The 18606-nt window shown below is 69.5% G+C and carries 17 protein-coding genes; 13 read left to right on the top strand and 4 right to left on the bottom strand.

From position 1 onward, the window contains the following. Positions 1-96 precede the first annotated feature (96 nt). Complete coding sequence (locus tag ACIA1L_RS33150) at positions 97-438, bottom strand: hypothetical protein (protein ID WP_396077022.1); 342 nt, start codon at positions 436-438, stop codon at positions 97-99. Positions 439-678: 240 nt separating this feature from the next. On the opposite strand from ACIA1L_RS33150, the gene argC reads away from it, so the two are divergent. From argC to argG, 8 genes are all read left to right on the top strand, one after another. Beyond that, positions 679-1680: an N-acetyl-gamma-glutamyl-phosphate reductase gene (gene argC / locus ACIA1L_RS33145; RefSeq protein WP_396077021.1), complete on the top strand. Its 1002-nt coding sequence runs from the start codon at positions 679-681 to the stop codon at positions 1678-1680. Continuing rightward, positions 1677-2852: a bifunctional glutamate N-acetyltransferase/amino-acid acetyltransferase ArgJ gene (gene argJ / locus ACIA1L_RS33140; protein WP_396077020.1), complete on the top strand. Its 1176-nt coding sequence runs from the start codon at positions 1677-1679 to the stop codon at positions 2850-2852. Before argC ends, argJ begins: the two co-directional genes overlap by 4 nt. Next, on the top strand, positions 2849-3715 hold the full coding sequence (gene argB, locus ACIA1L_RS33135) for an acetylglutamate kinase (RefSeq protein WP_396077019.1): 867 nt from the start codon (positions 2849-2851) through the stop codon (positions 3713-3715). Before argJ ends, argB begins: the two co-directional genes overlap by 4 nt. After that, positions 3712-4869, top strand: coding sequence for an acetylornithine transaminase (locus ACIA1L_RS33130; protein ID WP_396077018.1), 1158 nt, complete (start codon positions 3712-3714; stop codon positions 4867-4869). Before argB ends, ACIA1L_RS33130 begins: the two co-directional genes overlap by 4 nt. A 154-nt stretch (positions 4870-5023) precedes the next feature. Continuing rightward, the gene (gene argF, locus ACIA1L_RS33125; RefSeq protein ID WP_396077017.1) at positions 5024-5950 is read left to right on the top strand and encodes an ornithine carbamoyltransferase; all 927 of its coding nucleotides are present in this window, start codon (positions 5024-5026) and stop codon (positions 5948-5950) included. Continuing rightward, on the top strand, positions 5947-6450 hold the full coding sequence (locus tag ACIA1L_RS33120) for an arginine repressor (protein WP_396077015.1): 504 nt from the start codon (positions 5947-5949) through the stop codon (positions 6448-6450). Before argF ends, ACIA1L_RS33120 begins: the two co-directional genes overlap by 4 nt. Next, positions 6447-7349, top strand: coding sequence for a hypothetical protein (locus tag ACIA1L_RS33115; protein ID WP_396077014.1), 903 nt, complete (start codon positions 6447-6449; stop codon positions 7347-7349). The genes ACIA1L_RS33120 and ACIA1L_RS33115 overlap by 4 nt, the downstream gene beginning before the upstream one ends. Beyond that, on the top strand, positions 7349-8590 hold the full coding sequence (gene argG, locus ACIA1L_RS33110; protein ID WP_396077012.1) for an argininosuccinate synthase: 1242 nt from the start codon (positions 7349-7351) through the stop codon (positions 8588-8590). The genes ACIA1L_RS33115 and argG overlap by 1 nt, the downstream gene beginning before the upstream one ends. A gap of 5 nt (positions 8591-8595) precedes the next feature. Here the strand turns inward: argG and dapE are convergent, their stop codons facing one another. After that, positions 8596-9663 (bottom strand): succinyl-diaminopimelate desuccinylase, encoded by a 1068-nt coding sequence (gene dapE, locus ACIA1L_RS33105; protein WP_396077011.1) that lies wholly within the window; start codon positions 9661-9663, stop codon positions 8596-8598. Between the two features lie 32 nt (positions 9664-9695). Here dapE and argH point away from each other — a divergent pair, with 32 nt between their 5' ends. From argH to ACIA1L_RS33080, 5 genes are all read left to right on the top strand, one after another. After that, a complete protein-coding gene (argH, locus tag ACIA1L_RS33100; RefSeq protein ID WP_396077010.1) occupies positions 9696-11144 on the top strand; it encodes an argininosuccinate lyase in 1449 nt (482 codons plus the stop codon). Positions 11145-11172: 28 nt separating this feature from the next. Next, positions 11173-12240, top strand: a complete 1068-nt coding sequence (locus ACIA1L_RS33095; RefSeq protein WP_396077009.1) for a ParA family protein — start codon at positions 11173-11175, stop codon at positions 12238-12240. 11 nt (positions 12241-12251) lie between these two features. Further along, positions 12252-12920: a hypothetical protein gene (locus tag ACIA1L_RS33090; protein WP_396077008.1), complete on the top strand. Its 669-nt coding sequence runs from the start codon at positions 12252-12254 to the stop codon at positions 12918-12920. Continuing rightward, entirely contained in the window at positions 12920-14293 is a 1374-nt protein-coding gene (locus ACIA1L_RS33085) for a CBS domain-containing protein (RefSeq protein ID WP_396077007.1), read from the top strand. The genes ACIA1L_RS33090 and ACIA1L_RS33085 overlap by 1 nt, the downstream gene beginning before the upstream one ends. Before the next feature lie 144 nt (positions 14294-14437). Continuing rightward, positions 14438-15238 carry a DUF6745 domain-containing protein gene (locus ACIA1L_RS33080; RefSeq protein ID WP_396077006.1) on the top strand — a complete coding sequence of 267 codons (801 nt, stop codon included), beginning with the start codon at positions 14438-14440 and terminating at the stop codon, positions 15236-15238. Here the strand turns inward: ACIA1L_RS33080 and ACIA1L_RS33075 are convergent. Beyond that, positions 15227-16189, bottom strand: a complete 963-nt coding sequence (locus ACIA1L_RS33075; protein WP_396077005.1) for a sulfite exporter TauE/SafE family protein — start codon at positions 16187-16189, stop codon at positions 15227-15229. The two genes, ACIA1L_RS33080 and ACIA1L_RS33075, sit on opposite strands and share 12 nt — an antisense overlap. Before the next feature lie 92 nt (positions 16190-16281). After that, the gene (locus tag ACIA1L_RS33070; protein ID WP_396077004.1) at positions 16282-18579 is read right to left on the bottom strand and encodes a putative bifunctional diguanylate cyclase/phosphodiesterase; all 2298 of its coding nucleotides are present in this window, start codon (positions 18577-18579) and stop codon (positions 16282-16284) included. Positions 18580-18606: the final 27 nt, after the last annotated feature.

The raw sequence follows: 18606 nt of genomic DNA, 5'->3' as shown, positions 1-18606 counted from the left end.
ACCCCGATTCCTGCACACCTACAATCACCACCGCCACCACACCGCCATCGGCGGACCACCCGCCAGCCGCGTTCCCAACCTCTCTGGGCAGAACACCTAGAGCTCGCTGTGCGGGCCGATCTCGAAGGCTGTGTGCGGTGGCAGCAGGTCGTGGATGAGGAAGCCGAGCGACTCCACCCGGCGGCCCTGCTCGTCGCCGAGCCGGTCCAGCTCGCGCCGGGTGAGCGGCCGGTGCACGGCCACCCAGGCCCGGAAGGTCAACGGCGTGGCGGTGTAACTCTTCTCGCCGATCATAAAGACCCATTCGCTGCGGGAATTCGGTCCCTGATCGAGTTCTTTTCCCAGGCAGTCGGCGAGATCGTCGCGATCCTGCACCGTACGCAGATCTCTGATCGCCCGCCACGCCGCCGGGGAAAGCACCACTTCGTACTTCGCCACGACGCCCCCTGTCTATGATCGAGAAATGGTGTGCGGGAACGCCCCCGCTGTTCGAGTTTCCATACGAATGCATGAATCGCACGATCGCCAGTCGGCTTTCCGTCCATAATTGATTCCCCCACCCCCGTTCGAGGCCCCGCCGGTGCCGCGCGCTGCGGTCGGGGTGACCGGCGACATAGTCGGTTGCCGCCGGCGCGTGCGGCGTTATACGGTCCTCTGCATAGTCATGCGGAGGTAGTCATGGGAGTTCGGGTCGCTGTTGCTGGCGCCAGTGGGTACGCGGGAGGCGAGCTCCTGCGGCTGATCGCTGGACACCCCGAGTTCGACCTCACTGCTGCCACCGCCCACACGCAGGCGGGCCTGCCGGCTGCGGCCGTACACCCGCAGCTCGCCGGCCTGGATGTGACGCTCGGCGCGACCGACGCGGCCACGCTGAGCGACGCCGATCTGGTGTTTCTCGCTCTGCCGCACGGGCAATCAGCGGCGCTGGCCGCCCAACTGCCGACCGGCGTCAAGATCGTCGACCTCGGCGCCGACTTCCGACTGCACGATGCGGCGGCCTGGGCGCGCTACTACGGCGGCCCGCACGCCGGCACCTGGACCTACGGGTTACCCGAGCTGCCCGGGCAGCGCGCCGCCATCGCCGCCAGTGACCGGGTTGCCAACACCGGCTGCTACGCCGCCGCCATCACCCTCGCGCTCGCGCCCCTGATCGCCGCCGGAGTAGCCAACCCGGCCGACGTCGTGGTGGTCGCTGCCTCCGGCACATCCGGCGCCGGCCGGGCCGCCAAGGTCAACCTGCTGGGCAGCGAAGTGATGGGGGACCTGAGCCCCTACAAGGTGGGCGCCCACCAGCACGTGCCCGAGATCAAGCAGGCGTCCGGTGCCGACTCGCTGTCGATGACGCCGGTGCTCGCGCCCATGCCGCGCGGCATCCTCGCCACGGTCACCGCCCAGCCGATCGGCCGCACGCATCCGCGGGAGACGCTGCTGGCCGCGTACGCCGACGAGCCGTTCGTGCACGTCCTGCCCGAAGGTGCCTGGCCGCACACCGCCGCCACGCTCGGCTCGAACTCCTGCCACTTGCAAGCCACTCTGGACGTCGACTCCGGTCGCATCGTCGTCGTCAGCGCCCTCGACAACCTCGGCAAGGGCGCCGCCGCCCAGGCCGTCCAGAACGCCAACCTCATGCTCGACCTGCCCGAAACCGCGGGCCTCAGCGCGTACGGAGTGACGCCGTGACCATCACCGCCCCCAAGGGATTCCGGGCCTCCGGCGTCGCCGCCGGCCTCAAGAACAGCGGCGCGTTGGACGTGGCTCTCGTGATCAACGACGGCCCCGACGCCACCGTCGCCGGAGTGTTCACCGCCAACCGCGTCAAGGCCGCGCCGGTGCTGTGGAGCCAGCAGGTGCTCAAGGGCGGCGTCGTCCGCGCGGTCGTGCTGAACTCCGGCGGCGCCAACGCGTGCACCGGCACCCAGGGCTTCCGGGACACCCACGCCACCGCCGAGCACACCGCTGCGGTGTTGCGCCGCGGCGGGCCGAAGCCGCTGCTGATCGGCCCCGGCGACGTGGCGGTCTGCTCGACCGGCCTCATCGGCGAACGGCTCCCGATGGACAAGCTGCTGCCCGGCGTGACCGCCGCCGTGAAAGCGCTGGACAAGTCCGGTGGGGACAAGGCCGCTGAGGCCATCATGACCACCGACACCCACGCCAAGAACGTGCACGTCACCCGGGACGGCTGGTCCGTGGGCGGCATCGCGAAGGGCGCCGGCATGCTGGCCCCTGCGCTGGCCACCATGCTGGTCGTGCTCACCACCGACGCGGTTGCCGGATCGGAAGCGCTGGACATCGCGCTGCGCGAGGCCACCCGGCTCACCTTCGACCGGATCGACGCCGACGGGTGCATGTCCACCAACGACACCGTGCTGCTACTGGCCAGCGGGGCCTCGGACGTCCAACCCACGCAGGAAGAGCTGACCGCCGCCGTCACCGAGGCCTGCGCCGACCTGGCTAGACAACTCATCGGCGACGCCGAGGGCGCCACCAAGCACATCGCCATCGAGGTGCTCGGCGCGGCCAGCGAGGCCGACGCGGTCGACGTCGGCCGGGCGGTCGCCCGCAACAACCTGGTCAAGACCGCACTGTTCGGCAACGACCCCAACTGGGGCCGGATCCTCGCCGCCGTCGGCACCACCGACGCCGCCTTCGCACCGGACCGGATCGACGTCGGCGTCAACGGGGTGTGGGTGTGCCGGGGCGGCTCGGCTGCCGACGACCGCTCCAAGGTGGACCTCAGCGGCCGCGACGTCACCATCCAGGTGCACCTGCACGAGGGGGAGATGGACGCCACGATCCGCACCACGGACCTGTCCCACGCGTACGTGCACGAGAACTCGGCGTACAGCACGTGACCCCGCAGGAGAAAGCCGCCGTCCTGATCGAGTCGCTGCCCTGGCTGGAACGCTTCCGGGGCGCCACGATCGTCGTCAAGTACGGCGGCAACGCGATGATCCGCCCCGACCTGCAAGAGGCCTTCGCCGCCGACATGGTCTTCCTGCGCCACGTCGGCATCAAGCCCGTCGTGGTGCACGGCGGCGGCCCGCAGATCTCGTCGATGCTGACCCGCCTCGGCATCGAGAGCGAGTTCCGTGGCGGCCTGCGGGTCACCACGCCCGAGGCGATGGACGTGGTACGCATGGTGCTGGTCGGCCAAGTCGGCCGGGAACTCGTCGGCCTGATCAATCAACACGGCCCGTACGCGGTGGGCCTGTCCGGCGAAGACGCCCGACTGTTCACCGCGGTCCGCCGGCACGCCGTGATCGACGGCGAGCCGGTCGACATCGGCCAGGTCGGCGACGTCGGCGCGGTCGACACCTCGGCGGTCGACGACCTGATCGCCGCCGGACGCATCCCGGTGGTCGCCACCGTCGCGCCGGACGTCGACGGCGTGGTGCACAACGTGAACGCCGACACCGCCGCGTCCGCTCTCGCAGTCGCGCTCGGCGCCCGCAAGCTGGTCGTGCTGACGGATGTCGCCGGCCTCTACACCGACTGGCCGGACACGACGTCGCTGGTCTCGCAGCTCGGCGCGGATGCGCTGGAGGAGCTGCTGCCTCGCCTGGAATCCGGCATGGCGCCCAAGATGGAGGCCTGCCTGCGCGCGGTCCGCGGCGGGGTGCCCACGGCGCATGTCGTCGACGGCCGGGTGCCGCACTCAACCCTGCTGGAAGTCTTCACCTCGGAAGGATCCGGAACGATGGTGACCCCCTCGTGAGCGCGCTGACGGACCGCTGGCAGCAGAGCCTCATGAACAACTACGGCACCCCGGCGCTGGGCCTGATCAGCGGCGAGGGCGCGATCGTGACCGGCGAGGACGGCTCCCGCTACGTCGACCTGCTCGGCGGCATCGCGGTCAACGCCCTGGGCCACGGACACCCGGCCATCGTCCAGGCGGTCACCCGGCAGATCTCGACGCTCGGGCACGTCTCCAACTTCTACGTCACCGAACCCGCGGTCGCGCTCGCCGAGCTGCTGCTCACCCTCGCCGGCCGACCCGGCAAGGTCATCTTCGGCAACTCCGGAGCCGAGGCCAACGAGGCCGCGTTCAAACTGTCCCGGCTCACCGGACGCACCCACGTGGTGGCCGCGCAGGGCGGCTTCCACGGCCGCACGATGGGAGCACTCGCCCTCACCGGGCAGCCCGGCAAGGCGGACCCGTTCCGGCCGTTGCCGCCCGAGGTCACTCATGTTCCGTACGGCGACGGCGAAGCCCTGCGCGCCGCGGTCACCGACCGGACCGCGATGGTCATCCTCGAACCGATCCAGGGCGAGATGGGCGTCGTCGTCCCGCCGCCCGGCTACCTCGCCGCGGCTCGGGAGGCCTGTGACCGTACCGGGGCGTTGCTGGTGGTGGACGAGGTGCAGACCGGGATCGGGCGCACCGGCCACTGGTTTCACCACCAGAGCGACGGCATCACTCCTGACATGGTCACCCTGGCGAAGGGCCTCGGCGGCGGGCTGCCGATCGGCGCCTGCCTCGCCTTCGGGCCGGCCGCGGACCTGTTCACCCCGGGCTCGCACGGCACCACGTTCGGCGGTAACCCGGTGAGCTGCGCGGCCGGGCTCGCGGTCATTCGTACCATCGCGGGCGATGGCCTGCTCGACCACGTCAAGCGGGTCGGCGAGCAGTTGCGGCACGGCGTCGAGGGCCTGCACCATCCGCTCGTCACCGGCGTTCGCGGCGCGGGCCTGCTGCTCGGCATCACCCTCGCCGAACCGATGGCCGCCGAGCTGACCGACCAGCTGCGCAGCAAAGGCTTCCTCGTCAACGCGGTCCAGCCCGACGTGATCCGGCTCGCCCCGCCGCTCATTCTCACGGCCGCACAGGCCGACTCGTTCCTCGCCGCCCTCCGGGAGGTTTTGTCATGACCGACTGCACCGCAGCGAAGCAAGGGCCAGGAGGGCATGACCCGGCAAGCTCTGTCATGACCGACTGCACCGCAGCGAAGCAAGGGCCAGGAGGGCATGACCCGGCAAGCTCTGCCATGACCCGGCTCTGTTCGCGTTCTCCGAAGGGAAGATCATGATCCGGCATTTTCTGCGGGACGACGATCTGAGCCCGGCCGAGCAGCAGGCCGTGCTGGAGCTGGCCGCCGCGATGAAGACCGACCGGTTCCGGTATCGACCGCTCGACGGCCCGCGGTCGGTCGCGGTGTTCTTCGACAAGGTCAGCCTGCGCACCCGGCTGTCGTTCGAGACGGGCATTGGAGAACTCGGCGGCAACGCCCTCATCGTGGACACTCAGGCCACCCACTTCGGTCGCGGCGAGTCCCTCGCCGACGCCGGCCGGGTCGTCTCCCGCTACGTCGCCGCAATCGTCTTCCGGACCTCCGGCGACGAGCGTCTCGCCGAGCTTGCCTCGGACGTCCACGTGCCGGTCGTCAACGCGCTGACCGACGGCTTCCACCCCTGCCAGCTGCTCGCCGACCTGCAGACCGTGCGGGAACGCTGCGGCGGCACGCAAGGGCGGACCCTCGCGTACGTCGGCGACACCGCGAACAACATGGCGCACTCGTACCTGCTGGCCGGCGCGACCGCCGGCATGCACGTCCGGGTTGCCGGGCCGGCCGGGTTCGAGCCGGACCCCACGGTGGTGGGCAAGGCCACCGAGATCGCCGCGGGCACCGGCGGGTCGATCACCGTGCTCAGCGATCCGTACGAGGCCGCGAAGGGCGTCGACGTGCTGACCACCGACGCGTGGACCTCGATGGGTCAGGAGGCGGACGGGGTTGACCGGACCACACCGTTTCGGCCATACCAGGTCAACGCCGCGCTGCTTGCCGTGGCTGCGCCCGAGGCGATCGTGCTGCACTGCCTGCCCGCGCACCGGGGCGAGGAAATCACCGACGAGGTCCTCGACGGGGCGCAGAGCGCGGTGTTCGATCAGGCCGAGAACCGGCTGCATGCCCAGAAGGCGCTGCTCACCTGGCTGTTGGAGCAGTCCTCGTGACCGGGCCGGGCACCCGGGCAGCCCGCCATGCACGCATCGTCGAGCTGGTCCGCGACAAGGCCGTCCGGTCGCAGACCGAGCTCGCCGACCTGCTCGCCATGGACGGTGTGCAGGTCACTCAAGCGACGCTGTCGCGCGACCTGGAAGAACTGCGGGCCGTGAAGGCTGGCGGTGTCTATCTGATCCCGGAGGACGGACTGCCCGCCCTGCGGCCGGTCGAGCAAGCCCCGGCCCGGCTGGTCCGGCTGCTGCGTGAACTGCTCAACTCGGTCGACGTCAGCGGCAACCTCGTCATTCTGCGGGTGCCGCCGGGTGCCGCACAGTTCCTGGCGAGCGCGCTGGACCGCTCCGGGTTGCCGGACGTCGTCGGCACCATCGCGGGCGACGACACGATCCTCGTGGTGGCCCGCGAGCCAGCCAGTGACACCGGTTCCGGGGCCCGGCTCGCCGACAAACTGACGGCCTGGAGCCGTACCGATCATGAAGGGACCCTGCCGTGATTGCGCAGCAGCCCGCCGTCGAGGCTTTCTTCCCCGACTTCGCCGACAACATGCAGCAACTCCAGGCCCGCGGGCTCGAGTTCTACCTCGCCTCCAACGACTCGCTGCGCCCATTCCTCAACGAGGCGCCGTACGGTCACAAACTCTCCTGGCTGGACTTCACCGACACCGGCGCGGACAAGGGCTGGGACACCGGCGAGTTCCTCAACCTGTTCAACGTGATCAACGGCATCGCGTTCGGTGACCGGGGCATCCCGATGCCGCAGTGGGTGATGGTCGACCTGATCCTCATGCCGTCCGCCGCGGTGATCGCCGCACTGCCGCAGGCACAGTTCACCGAGACGCTGGAGACCAGCGCCTTCGACGACGACGCGAAGAAGCATCTGCGCGAGGTCTTCGAGAAGGTGAAGCAGAGCGACTACCACGGACCCATCCCGATCGGCGGCTACTGCGCGGCGCCCAGCGCGGCCCCCGGCACCTGGGTCGGCTGGTCACTGTGGTCGGTGATGACCAACGTCGGCCTGGGCCGCGCGCTCAAGGCCCTGGCGTTGTCGGTCTACCAGGCGCAGAAGCTGGACGGCGTCACCCAGTACGACAACACGGCCCTGCGGGTGCACACCCGGTTCGGTCGGCTGCGCATCATGGTGGCAACCGTGCCTTTCCACACGTCGCCCGGCTCGTTCGTCTATGAGAACGACTTCACCGCCCCGGTCGCCCGGACCGAGCCGGAACCCACCTTCCTGCTCGACCCGTTCGACTACGAGCGCCAGCGGGCCATGCAGAAGGCGATCGAGGCCCGCCGGTCGACCTACTACGTGCTCGCCCCCGGGCACCTCGTGCAGGACGGGACGTCGTTCGTGCCGATCCTCGAACTCCCGTACTCGTCCGGAGGAAACTGATGTCCCAGCGCACCGTCGTCCTCGCGTTCTCCGGCGGCCTCGACACCTCGTACGCCCTGGTCTCGCTGCGCGAGCAGGGGTTCCAGGTGCTGACCGCCAACATCGACACCGGCGGCCTGCACAGCGGCGAGGCAGACGTGGTCCGCAAGCGCGCTGAGGAGCTGGGCGCGGCCCGCCACTTCGTGGTCGACGCCCGCGAAGAGCTGTACTCGCGTGTCATCACCTACGCGATCAAGGCCAACTACCTGCGCAACGGCGGCTACCCGTCCTGTGTGGGCGCGGAACGGCTGGTGCAGGCCGAGCAGGTCGTCAAGGTGGCGCTGGAGCACGGCGCCTCGGCGATCGCGCACGGCTCGACCGGCGCCGGCGCGGACCACGTGCGCTACGACTCGGTGGTCCGGGCGCTCGCACCCGAGATGGAGATCATCACCCCGATCCGGGACGAGCGGCTGACCCGCGAGTTCGAGCGGGACTACCTGCGGGAGCGGGGCTTCGAGACGCCGGACAAGGTCACCACGTACTCGATCAACGAGGGGTTGCTCGGCACCTCGATCGGTGGCAAGGAAACGTACGGCTCCTGGGACTACCTGCCGGAGGACGCCTGGACGTACACGAAGTCCATCGCCGACGTCCCGGCGGACGGGATCGAACTGATCCTCGGTTTCGACAAGGGTGAGGTTGTCACCGCCACCACGGTTGACGGGTCACCCATCGAGGGCACTGGCCCCGGTACGCCCAACTACGCGATCCTGCGCGCGCTGAACGTCCTCGCCGCCGAGCACGGGGTCGGCCGGGGCATCCACATGGGCTCGACGATGGTCGGCAACCTGGCCCGGGTCGGCTTCGAAGCTCCGGGCATCCTCACGCTCATCGCCGCCCATCGCGAGCTGGAACGCCTGACGCTCAGCAACCGCCAACAGGCCACCAAGATCCAGCTCGGCAACACGTACGGCGACCTGCTCCACGAGGCGGTCTACTACGACCCGATCCTCGACGACTTCCGCGCCTTCCTGGACAGCAGCCAGCGCCGCGTCACCGGCGAGGTCCGCGTGAAACTGGTCAAGGGCAACGTGATCCCGCTGGGTAGCCGCAGCCCGTACAGCCTGCTGGACGCCGCCACCCGCGCGGGCGTCGTCTACGGCTACGGCTCATCCCTGTGGACCGGCGAACAAGCCCGAGCTTTCGCCCACATGTACGCCATCCCCGGCGCCATTGCCCGGAATGTAGAAGTCAAGGACTGAAAATGTCAGCCCAGCCATGCCGCCAGGACGCGTTCGCATTCGCGGAGGTCGGCGGTGGGGAGGTTTTCCTCGTCGGTGTGGCAGAGGAGTGGGTTGCCGGGGCCGTAGTTGACGGCCGGGATGCCCAGTTCGGCGAAGCGGGCCACATCGGTCCAGCCGAATTTGGGGGCCGGCTCGCGCCCGACGGCGGCCACGAACTCGGCGGCGGCGCTCTGGTCCAGGCCGGGGCGGGCGGCGGCTGCCTGGTCGCGGATTTCCAGGTCGTGGCCGGGGAAGACCGACTGCAGGTGGGCGTAGGCGGCGGCGGGGTCGCGGTCCGGGGCGAAGCGGTGGTTGATGTCGATGGCGACCTCGTCCGGGATGACGTTGTTGGCGATGCCGCCGTGGATCTGGACGGCGTTGAGGCCCTCGCGGTATTCGAGGCCGTCGACCACGACCCGGCGCGGCTCGTAGGTTTTGAGGATGGCGAGGACGTCGGCGGCGGCGTGGATGGCGTTGATCCCGTGCCAGGCCCGCGCGGGGTGGGCGGCCTTGCCTTTCAGGGTGATCCGCACCCGCATCGTGCCCTGGCAGCCGCCCTCGACCGTGCCGTTGGAGGGTTCGCCGAGGATGGCGAAGTCGCCGGCCAGCCAGTCCGGGTGGTGGCGCACGAGGCGCCCGAGTCCGTTGCGGACGGACGCGACTTCCTCGTTGTCGTAGAAGACGAAGGTGAGGTCGTGCTTCGGCGCGGGCACGGTGGCGGCGATCTTCAGCTGGACGGCGACGCCGCCCTTCATGTCGACCGTGCCGCGGCCGTGCAGCAGTTCGGCGTCGCCCGATCCGGTGAGCCGCGACGGCAGGTTGTCCTTGATCGGCACGGTGTCCAGGTGCCCGGCGAGCACGATCCGCCGGTCCCGGCCGAGGTGGGTACGCGCGACCACGGCGTCGCCGTCGCGCAACACCTCCAGGTGCCCCAGTTTGCGCAGACTCGTCTCGACCGCGTCGGCGATCGCGGCTTCTGTCCCGCTGACCGAGGGTATGTCGCAGAGCGCGCGAGTCAATGAGACAACATCATCGTGCAGGTCCAGCGTCATGGACCGACCCTATCGTTGACATATCCCTGCTAATGCTGAGGAGTGACGCAGTGCCGGAGACCGAAGGTCCGACCAGGCTGTGGGGTGGCCGGTTCGCCGGTGGACCGGCCGACGCGCTCGCGCGGCTAAGTGTCAGCGTGCACTTCGACTGGCGGCTGGCCCCGTACGACATCGCGGCGTCGCGTGCGCACGCCCGGGTGCTGTCCAACGCGGGTCTGCTGGACGCCGACGAGCTGGGGAAGATGCTGGCCGCCCTCGACGATCTCGAGTCGGCGTGTGCGGCGGGCGAGTTCCGGCCCACCATCGAAGACGAGGATGTGCACACCGCGCTGGAACGTGGCCTGCTGGAGCGTCTCGGCGGCCTCGGCGGCAAGCTGCGGGCGGGCCGGTCCCGCAACGACCAGGTCGCCACCGACCTGCGGCTCTACCTGCGGGATCACGCCCGCGGTCTGGCCGCTGCGGTGGTCGAGCTGGCCGACGCACTGATGGAACAGGCGGGCCGGCACGTCGACACCCCCGCGCCGGGGCTCACCCACCTGCAGCACGCGCAGCCGGTCAGCTTCGGCCACTGGCTACTCGCCCACGTCCAGCCGCTGCTGCGCGACCTGGAACGGCTGCGTGACTGGGATGACCGGACCGCGATCTCGCCGTTGGGCTCCGGTGCCCTGGCCGGCTCGTCGCTGCCGTTGGACCCGGCCGCGGTCGCCAAGGAGCTGGGCTTCAAAGCGCCCGTGCAGAACTCCATGGATGGTGTCTCGGACCGTGACTTCGTGGCCGAGTTCCTGTTCATCACCAGCCTGATCGGCGTGCACCTGTCCCGCCTCGGCGAGGAGGTCGTGCTCTGGACCTCCACCGAGTTCAGCTGGGTGATCCTCGACGACGCCTTCGCCACCGGCTCGTCGATCATGCCGCAGAAGAAGAACGCCGACATCGCCGAGTTGGCCCGCGGCAAGGCCGGGCGCCTGATCGGCGGCCTGGTCGCGGTGCTGACCATGCTCAAGGGACTGCCGCTGACCTACGACCGCGACATGCAGGAGGACAAGGAACCGGTCTTCGACGCGGTGGACACGCTGCGACTCCTGCTGCCGGCTCTGGCCGGCATGATCTCCACGATGACCGTACGCGTGGACAAGCTCGCCGCCGCCGCACCGGTCGGCTTCTCGCTGGCCACCGAGGTCGCCGACTGGCTGGTCCGCCGCGGTATCCCGTTCCGCGACGCGCACGAGATCACCGGCAGCCTGGTGGCCCTGTGCGCGGCGCGTGAGTGCGAGCTGGAGGACGTCACCGACGACGACTTGAAGACCGTGAGCGAGCATCTGGATCCGTCGGTGCGCGAGGTGTTGTCGGTCCGCAGCGCCCTGGCCGCCCGAACGACACCCGGTTCGACCGGTCCCGGTCCGGTCGCCGAGCAGTTGCGCACCGCCTCCGACAAGCTGGACGGCTGGCGGGAATGGGCCATCGAACGGGTCGTACCGCGCTGAGTGACGGCAAAGTGCGGCGCCATTCGGAATGAATGGCGCCGCACTTTCGTCAAGTGATCGACTTCGCGCTATTCGCCAGTGTCGGGTTTCTGACGCTAGTCAAGGATGCGTGGCGCCGATCTATAGTGGCCCGGGACCACATTTCTGGGGGTTGCTGGTGCGCGTCGTCTCCGTGATGAACTACAAGGGTGGCGTCGGAAAGACCACATTGACCGCGAACGTGGCCGCGGAGATCGCCAACCACGGCCACCGAGTGCTGATGATCGATCTTGATCCGCAGACCAATCTGACTTTCTCGTTCTACACCGTGGAGGAATGGAATACCGACCTGCGACAGACCCGCACCATCCAGCGGTGGTACGAGGGCGATCTGCCGGGTCGGGGCATCCCGCTCGACGAACTCGTCCTGACCCCCGAGCGGGTGAATCTCGTCCTCAAGGAGAACGCCGGTCAGCTCGACCTGATCTCCTCCCATCTCGGGCTGATCGACATCGACCTTCAGCTGGCGGCCAAGCTCGGCGGCACCACGCTGGCCGAGAGCAAGCGCAAATTCCTCAGCCTGCACGGTTGTCTCGCCGAGGCCCTGCGGTCCCCGGCATTCCGCGACTACGACATCGTGTTGATCGACTGTCCGCCGAACTTCGGCCTCGTCACCAAGACCGCCATCGTGGCCAGCGAATTCATTCTGGTCCCGGCAAAGCCCGATTATCTGTCCACACTGGGTATCGGCTATCTGCGGCACAGTGTCGACAAGCTGGTCGAGGAGTTCAATGCCTATCTTGATCACAACGGTGGTGGATCATCTGCGCAGCGCATTTCCCCGCAGTTCGCCGGCGTCGCGTTCACGATGACCCAGATCCATGCCGGCAAGCCGATCGGCACGCAGCGAACGCAGATCGAGAACATCCGCGAGATCGGGGACATGCCGGTCTTTGCCACCTCGGTGCGCAACAGCCCACGCTATTTCGCCGAGGCCGGCCCGGACGGCATTCCACCGATTCTGCGAATGCCGCTCGCGGATGAGGTGAGCCGAGAGCTGCGCGCGCTCACCGACGAGTTCGTCGCTGCCATCTCGACGGGGCGGCACCGTTCGTGAGCCTGGACGTGATGGGAGCCCTGCGTTTCGTCCACCACCTGACCGGCCTGCTCCTGCGGCTTGCCCCCGGACAACTCGATGCCATCGCGGATGGGCGGGTCACCGCACTCGCCCTGAACGAGACCAGCGGCGGTGTGACCGGCGGCGGTGTGACCGGCGGCGGTGTGACCGGCGGCGGTGTGACCGGCGGCGGTGTGACCGGCGGCGGTGTGACCGGCGGCGGTGTGACCGGCGGAGGTGTGACCGGCGGCGGTGTGACCGGCGGAGGTGTGACCGGCGGCGGTGTGACCGGCGGAGGTGTGACCGGCGGAGGTGTGACCAGCGGCAGTGTGACCAGCGGCCGTGTGACCAGCGGCGGCCGACCGGCTGCTCCTCCGGTGCCGGGTCCGCGCTCCAGGTCCGAGCGTCGGGCGTTGGCGGAGACGACCGCGACACCTGGCGACGTCGACTATGCCGCAATTGCGGCCGATCTGCGGGGTCAGCACTCGGTGGACGGCGGCGTGGCCTATCTCCAGGAGTTGCGGGTGCGGGGCAGCAAGCCGCGCAAGGACGACCTCATCGCCATCGGCCGGGAGCTGAATTTGACCCTGACGCGGAGCCTGACCATCCCCGTCTTGACCAACAAGATCATCCAGCATGCCATCGGCAACAAACTCAAGTACGACGGGCTGAAGCCCTGATGAGCGACGAGTCTGGTCGGTCGATGTACCTGCTCGACGGCCGCCGTGTGACCCTGTCCGATTTGCTGGAAGCGGGATTGCTGAAGGCTGGGGAGAGGGTCAGGTTCAGCCGTCCTCGGGTGGGTGAGACCTTCACCGCCGAGGTGATCGAGACGGGTCGGTTGCGCCTGGAGGACGGTGGCGAATACCGGTCACCCTCGCGTGCTGCGATGGTGGCGGCAAACATGCGTGCCGTCGCCGGCTGGCATGCCTGGGTGGTCGAGGGTACCGGTGTGACCCTCGACGGTCTCCGTCAGAATCTGTTGGACCGGGCGTTGGCGGACACCACCGGAGCGTCCGCGGGCCCCAAAGAAGAGGTCGGGTCGGCCGCCCAGGTGCATGAATGGCTGCGCACCGCCCGGGGGCAGGCCGAAGAAGCCGTGCCGGCCCGGATCCTGGTGCGCGAACTGCTTGCACTCTGGGGTGCGGAGGACCGCGGTGATCAGATCACCCGGATCGAGGCGGACCTCGCCAACCACGGCCTTGCCACCTGGCCCAATTTCCGCAGCGTCACGCTGGAGACCCCGGTCGCCATCATCACGGCGGCGCAGGAGGCGGAACAGTCGTCGGAGGAGGCCGCGGCCGCCGTGGTGGACGAGGAGGACGAGTCCGAGGACCGCTACATCGGCCTCATGGTGGGCAATCTCCCGTCGGCGCTCGCGGGGGTCGAGTCGGTGCGGCCGACCGCGACCCTCGACGAGGCGGTAACCAAGCTGACTATCAACGACTACGACCAGCTCGCCGTGCTGTCCGGCAAGCATCACCTGCGGGGCGCAGTCACCTGGCGATCGATTGCGCAGGCCAAGTTGGACAAGCCGAATCCACGCCTGTCGGACGCCATCGCTCTCGCCGGTGAGGTGAGCTATCGCGCCGACCTCCTCACCGTTCTCGACGACCTGCGCCGGCAGGGATTCCTGTTCGTCCGCAACGAGTCCAACGAGGTTGCCGGGATCGTCACGGCTGCCGATGTTGCCGGTCGCTACGGTGACATGGCGAATCCGTTCATCCTCATCGGCGACCTCGACCGCCTGCTCCGGCGGGCCATCGCCCGGAAGATCTCGGTCGACGAGGTGGTCGGCGTATGCAACCCCGGCGGGGAACGGATCAAGTCATACGACGACATGGCAATGGGCGACTATCAACGCGTGCTCGAGCATCCCACCCTCTGGACAAAACTCGGTCTGCCCTTCGACCGGGCCACGTTCGTGGCCCGGATCGACAAGATTCGCATCGCGCGTAATGCGATCATGCACTTCAACCCGGACCCAGTGCGGTCTGACACCGTCGCGCATCTCAGCACCATTAACGACGTGCTTCGCAGGTACGCCAGATGACCCCGAGGAAGCCCTGACTTCCGCGAGAAAGCTGGCCGGGCCCGCGAAGGGTGGAGCCGGAACACGGTTGCGGACCGGGGAGACACCCGTCATCCTGGTCCGCATGATCACCTCTAACGGAAAGGGCGCGTCCGCCCTCGGGCGTTGACCGCCATCGTGCGGCGCAGCGGCGCCGCGGCAATTCTCGACCTCTGGCACCGGGCCGACGACATCCGTCGGGACTGGCTTGCGGTGGGCCTGGACACTCGGCCTGCCGATCGAGACACCACCGAATCGATCCTCACCCGGTTCTATCGTCGGCAGGGCCGGGATGCCCCTCGGTTCGTGTGGGTGGACTCCCCGGCAGCCGCGCTGCCGTTCACCGCCGGCATTCCCAGCCATCACGATCTGCATGCCTGGCTACGCCCGGACCCGCCGCGCGGTCGCCCGCCGGTCGCCCTCGACATCGCCGCGAGCTGGTCTCGGCTTTTGGCGGCGCTCGACGACGCCGCCGATCACCCGGATCTGGCCCCGGCCCGCAAGCTCCGCAAGGGCGAGCGGCCCGGGCCGGAGCTGCCACCGGAGGCGGCGTTGGCCGCGGGCGCGTCGCTGCGGGTCGTACTTCACCAAGGGGTCCGAGCGGCGCTCCGAACCGCGCTGATGGTGCAGGTAGCGCTGCCGGTCCGGGCCTCGCTGGGGCACACCGCCCGGCTGCCGATCTGCTGGTACGGCCAGCAGGACGCCGCTTGGATCGCCTACCACGACGCGCTGCACCGGCTGGGTCTGTCCGAGCCGGCTCTGCGTGACAGCAAGCAACTCGATGACTGGGCGGCTCTCGCTCGGTCGACTGGCTGGTGGTGGCCTGGCGACGAGGTATGTGTCCTGGTGGAGCGACCGGCGGTCTTCGGGCCGGCTGCCGTCGAGTATCGCGATGGCAGCCGGGTGCGGGTCGGTTCAGACGGGTAGTCGGGGAACGTCATCCGTCGGCTTGGCTTGCCCGGGGCTGCGCTGCTCCGGGCCGGCCCACCCGGAGCCGGTCTGCTCCGGGATCCGCCGCGCGGCCTGGCGCGTGACCTTTCGGCGGACCAGCCCGGCCACGACCGCCGCCACGATCACCGCGCCGGTGATGACGCCGACGGCGAGGGTCGGGACGTCGAGGAGTTTGAGGGCGCTGGCCAGCAGCACGATCACCAAGGCGGTACGGACGATGCCGGCCGGCGCCCGGGACGAGATGCGGGCGCCGAGCAGGACGCCGGGGATCGAACCGAGCAGGACGGCGGCGGTGAGGTCAAGGTGGAGGTCGCCGAAGAAAGCGTGGCCGATGGCGGCTGACAGCACGAGTGGGACCGCTTGGACGAGGTCGGTGCCGACGAGGTCGTTGGCGCGCAGTTTCGGATAGAGCGCGAGCAGCGCCACGATGATCAGCGATCCGGAGCCGACGCTGGTGAGGCCGACCACGACGCCACCCGCGGCACCCAGCAGCAGGGTCGGCACCGAGCGCACGGTGATCGGCTCGGGCGGAGTGTCGCCGCGTTGCCGGCGGGTCACCCAGGCTTTGAGCAGCAGACCGCCGGCGGCGAGCAGCAGGGCCACGCCCAGCGAGATCTTGATGGTGTGTTGCACCGAGGCGTCGTCACCGAGCAGACGCAGGACGAGGACACCGAGGAATGCGCTGGGCACACTGCCGACGCAGAGCCAGAGCACGAGTTTCCAGTTGACCGTGCCGCGGCGGGCGTGCACCCAGCCGCCGAACGGTTTCATCACCGCGCTCGCGGCAAGGTCGCTGGAGACCGCGGCCACCGGCGGGACGCCGAAGACGAGCACGAGCAGGGGGGTCATGAGGGCGCCGCCGCCCATGCCGGTGAGTCCGACCACGATGCCGACGCCGAGTCCGGCGAGCGCCAGGGTGAGATCCATCGCCCGAGTCTTGAGCAACAATCCCTGCTTTGTCTACTAACCGGGTCGAGTTTGTGGACTATGTCGGCGCGCGTCCCAGCCAGTGGAACGCGTCAGACCGGGACCGGCCCGGCCGGGCGGAGCAGGCCGGCGATCTCGTCGCCGGCCATCGGGCGGGCGAAGTGGAAGCCCTGGGCGTAGCGGTAGCCCGCCTGGTGCAGGCGCTCGGCCTGGTCAGCGGTTTCGACGCCCTCGGCGACCGCGAGGATGCGCAGGCCGGAGGTGATGCCGATCAGGTGGTCGACGATCACCGCCTCCGGGCTGGCCGTGGTGACGCCGTCGACGAACGATTTGTCGACCTTGAGGACATGGACGGGGCAGTCGACCAGCAGGCTGAGCGAGGACTGACCGGTGCCGAAGTCGTCCAGCGCGACCCGGATGCCCAGCTCGCTGAGGTCGCGGATCGCCTCCAGCGCGGCACCGGTGCCCAGGACAGCGGTCTCGGTCACCTCGGCGACGATCATCGCCGGGTCGACCCCGGCGTCGCGGATGGCGGCTGCCACCTCGGCGACGAAGCCGGGCTCGTTCAGCTGCCGAGCCGACACGTTGACGCTGACCCGGCCGGGAGCGGCGTCGCCGTAGTCGCGTTGCCACTCGGCAGCCTGGTTGACCGCCTGGGCGAACACCCAGCGGCCCAGTTCGATGATGGCGCCGTTGCGTTCGGCCAACGGGATGAAGATCGCCGGAGAGATGTCGCCGTGTTCCGGGTGCCGCCAGCGCAGCAGGGCTTCCACGCCGGCGATGCGGCCGTCGGGGAGCTCGACGATGGGTTGGTAGAGCACCCGGAGCTCGCTGCGGGCGAGGGCCTGGCGCAGGTCGGCGCCGAGTCGGGCGTCCTGGTCGGCGAGCCGGTCCATTGTCGGGTCGAACCAGGCCCAGCGGCCGCCGCCGTCGTTCTTGGCCGCGTACATCGCCACGTCGGCGCGGCGCAGCAGCTCGCCGGGGGTGTCACCCGGCGCGCTGGCGGTGACGCCGATGCTGATCCGGGGGGTCATCTCGTGCCCGTCGACAGTCAACGGCTCCTGCACGGCGCTGACCAGGCGGCGCAGCAGGGTGGCGGCCTCGTCGCCGGTCAGGCCGGGCAGCAGCAGGGTGAACTCGTCGCCGCCGAGCCGGGCCACCGTGTCGACGTCGCGCAGCCGCTCGTGCAGGCGGCGGCTGACCGCCTTGAGCAGCGCGTCGCCGGTGCCGTGGCCGAGCCGGTCGTTGACCACCTTGAAGTCGTCCAGGTCGAGCAGCGCCACGAGGAACTCCTCGCCGCTTGCGAGCTGCCCGGTGACGCGCTCCTCGAAGTTGGCCCGGTTGGCGATCTCGGTCAGCGTGTCGTGGCGCACCTGGTGGGCGAGTTGCGCCTGGTACTCGCGCAGTTGCCGCAGGCTGGCGTCGACCGTACGCAAAAGGCTGTCGTTTTCGCGCAGTGTGGTGATCTGCCGGGCCACCACGAGTGCGGTGATCGCGACCGTGCACCCGGCGATCACCCGGCCCTCGAGGGAGCGGGTGAAGTCGGTGAACAGCAGCATCGCGTCCATCCCGGCCACGGCCAGGTACGGCACCACGCTGAATCGTCGGGTCGCGGGCTTGGTCACCGCCTCCAGGTCGCCGTGGGCCTGCCGGATCCCGGCGAGCTGTGCGCAGAAGGTGGCGATCGGCACCGCGAGGAACGCCGTGTTGAGCCGGGGGTGGTCCGCGATGACGAGGGTGAGGCAGGTGGCGGCCCCCGCCGCGCCGATGCCGAAGGACAGCAGGTGCATGGAACGTCGGTCGAGCATGCCGGCGCCGGCGTACGCGACCTTGACGAACGCGATCATCGACACGGCGGCGGCGATGGCGATCATGAGCGACGGCAGCACCGAGCCGGTCTGCGTGGTCCATGCTTCCGCCTTGCGCAGCGAGAAGTGCCACACGAGCAGGCCGCCGGTGATCAGCAGAATGCCGGTGTCGAGGCCGAAGCGCACCCGCTCGGCGCGCGAGCGCTGCCAGGTCGGCAGGCGGAGCAGGGCCCAGACGGCGACGCCGAGCACGGCGACGTAGAGGCAGACCGACGCGATGCTGAACTGCTGGGTGCCGCCGGGCACGGAGAGCGCGTCGCGGGCGTTGGAGATGGCCGCGCCGACCAACAGCGTGCACGCGAGAACGCCGTGCTTCCAGAACCGCCGGGTGGCGGCGTCCAGGTCCGTGCGCCGGGAGGCCTGCAGGCAGGAGTACGCGGCGAGCAGGCACATCACCGGCAGCGGCGCCCACCCGGCCACGGGGTGCGGCCAGTCGGCGAAGAACCCGATCCCGAAACCGCCCAGGCTGAACGCCAGGAGGAGGGCTCCCGCGATCACGGGTAGGCGGGAGCGGACCGGCATAACCGTACGTATCGGTAGCCTCACGCC

The organism is Actinoplanes sp. NPDC051859 (genome assembly GCF_044452725.1).
In the GTDB taxonomy this organism is placed as follows: Bacteria; Actinomycetota; Actinomycetes; order Mycobacteriales; family Micromonosporaceae; genus Actinoplanes.
The sequence above is the reverse complement of the archived record's forward strand: the minus strand, read 5'-3'. Positions and strand labels throughout refer to the sequence as shown.

Coding starts and splice junctions, on each gene's coding strand:
- argC (WP_396077021.1), top strand. CDS start 679: ATGGGAGTTCGGGTCGCTGTTGCTGGCGCCAGTGGGTACGCGGGAGGC.
- argF (WP_396077017.1), top strand. CDS start 5,024: ATGATCCGGCATTTTCTGCGGGACGACGATCTGAGCCCGGCCGAGCAG.
- argG (WP_396077012.1), top strand. CDS start 7,349: ATGTCCCAGCGCACCGTCGTCCTCGCGTTCTCCGGCGGCCTCGACACC.
- dapE (WP_396077011.1), bottom strand. CDS start 9,663: ATGACGCTGGACCTGCACGATGATGTTGTCTCATTGACTCGCGCGCTC.
- argH (WP_396077010.1), top strand. CDS start 9,696: ATGCTGAGGAGTGACGCAGTGCCGGAGACCGAAGGTCCGACCAGGCTG.
- ACIA1L_RS33095 (WP_396077009.1), top strand. CDS start 11,173: ATGAATGGCGCCGCACTTTCGTCAAGTGATCGACTTCGCGCTATTCGC.
- ACIA1L_RS33090 (WP_396077008.1), top strand. CDS start 12,252: ATGGGAGCCCTGCGTTTCGTCCACCACCTGACCGGCCTGCTCCTGCGG.
- ACIA1L_RS33085 (WP_396077007.1), top strand. CDS start 12,920: ATGAGCGACGAGTCTGGTCGGTCGATGTACCTGCTCGACGGCCGCCGT.
- ACIA1L_RS33075 (WP_396077005.1), bottom strand. CDS start 16,189: ATGGATCTCACCCTGGCGCTCGCCGGACTCGGCGTCGGCATCGTGGTC.
- ACIA1L_RS33070 (WP_396077004.1), bottom strand. CDS start 18,579: ATGCCGGTCCGCTCCCGCCTACCCGTGATCGCGGGAGCCCTCCTCCTG.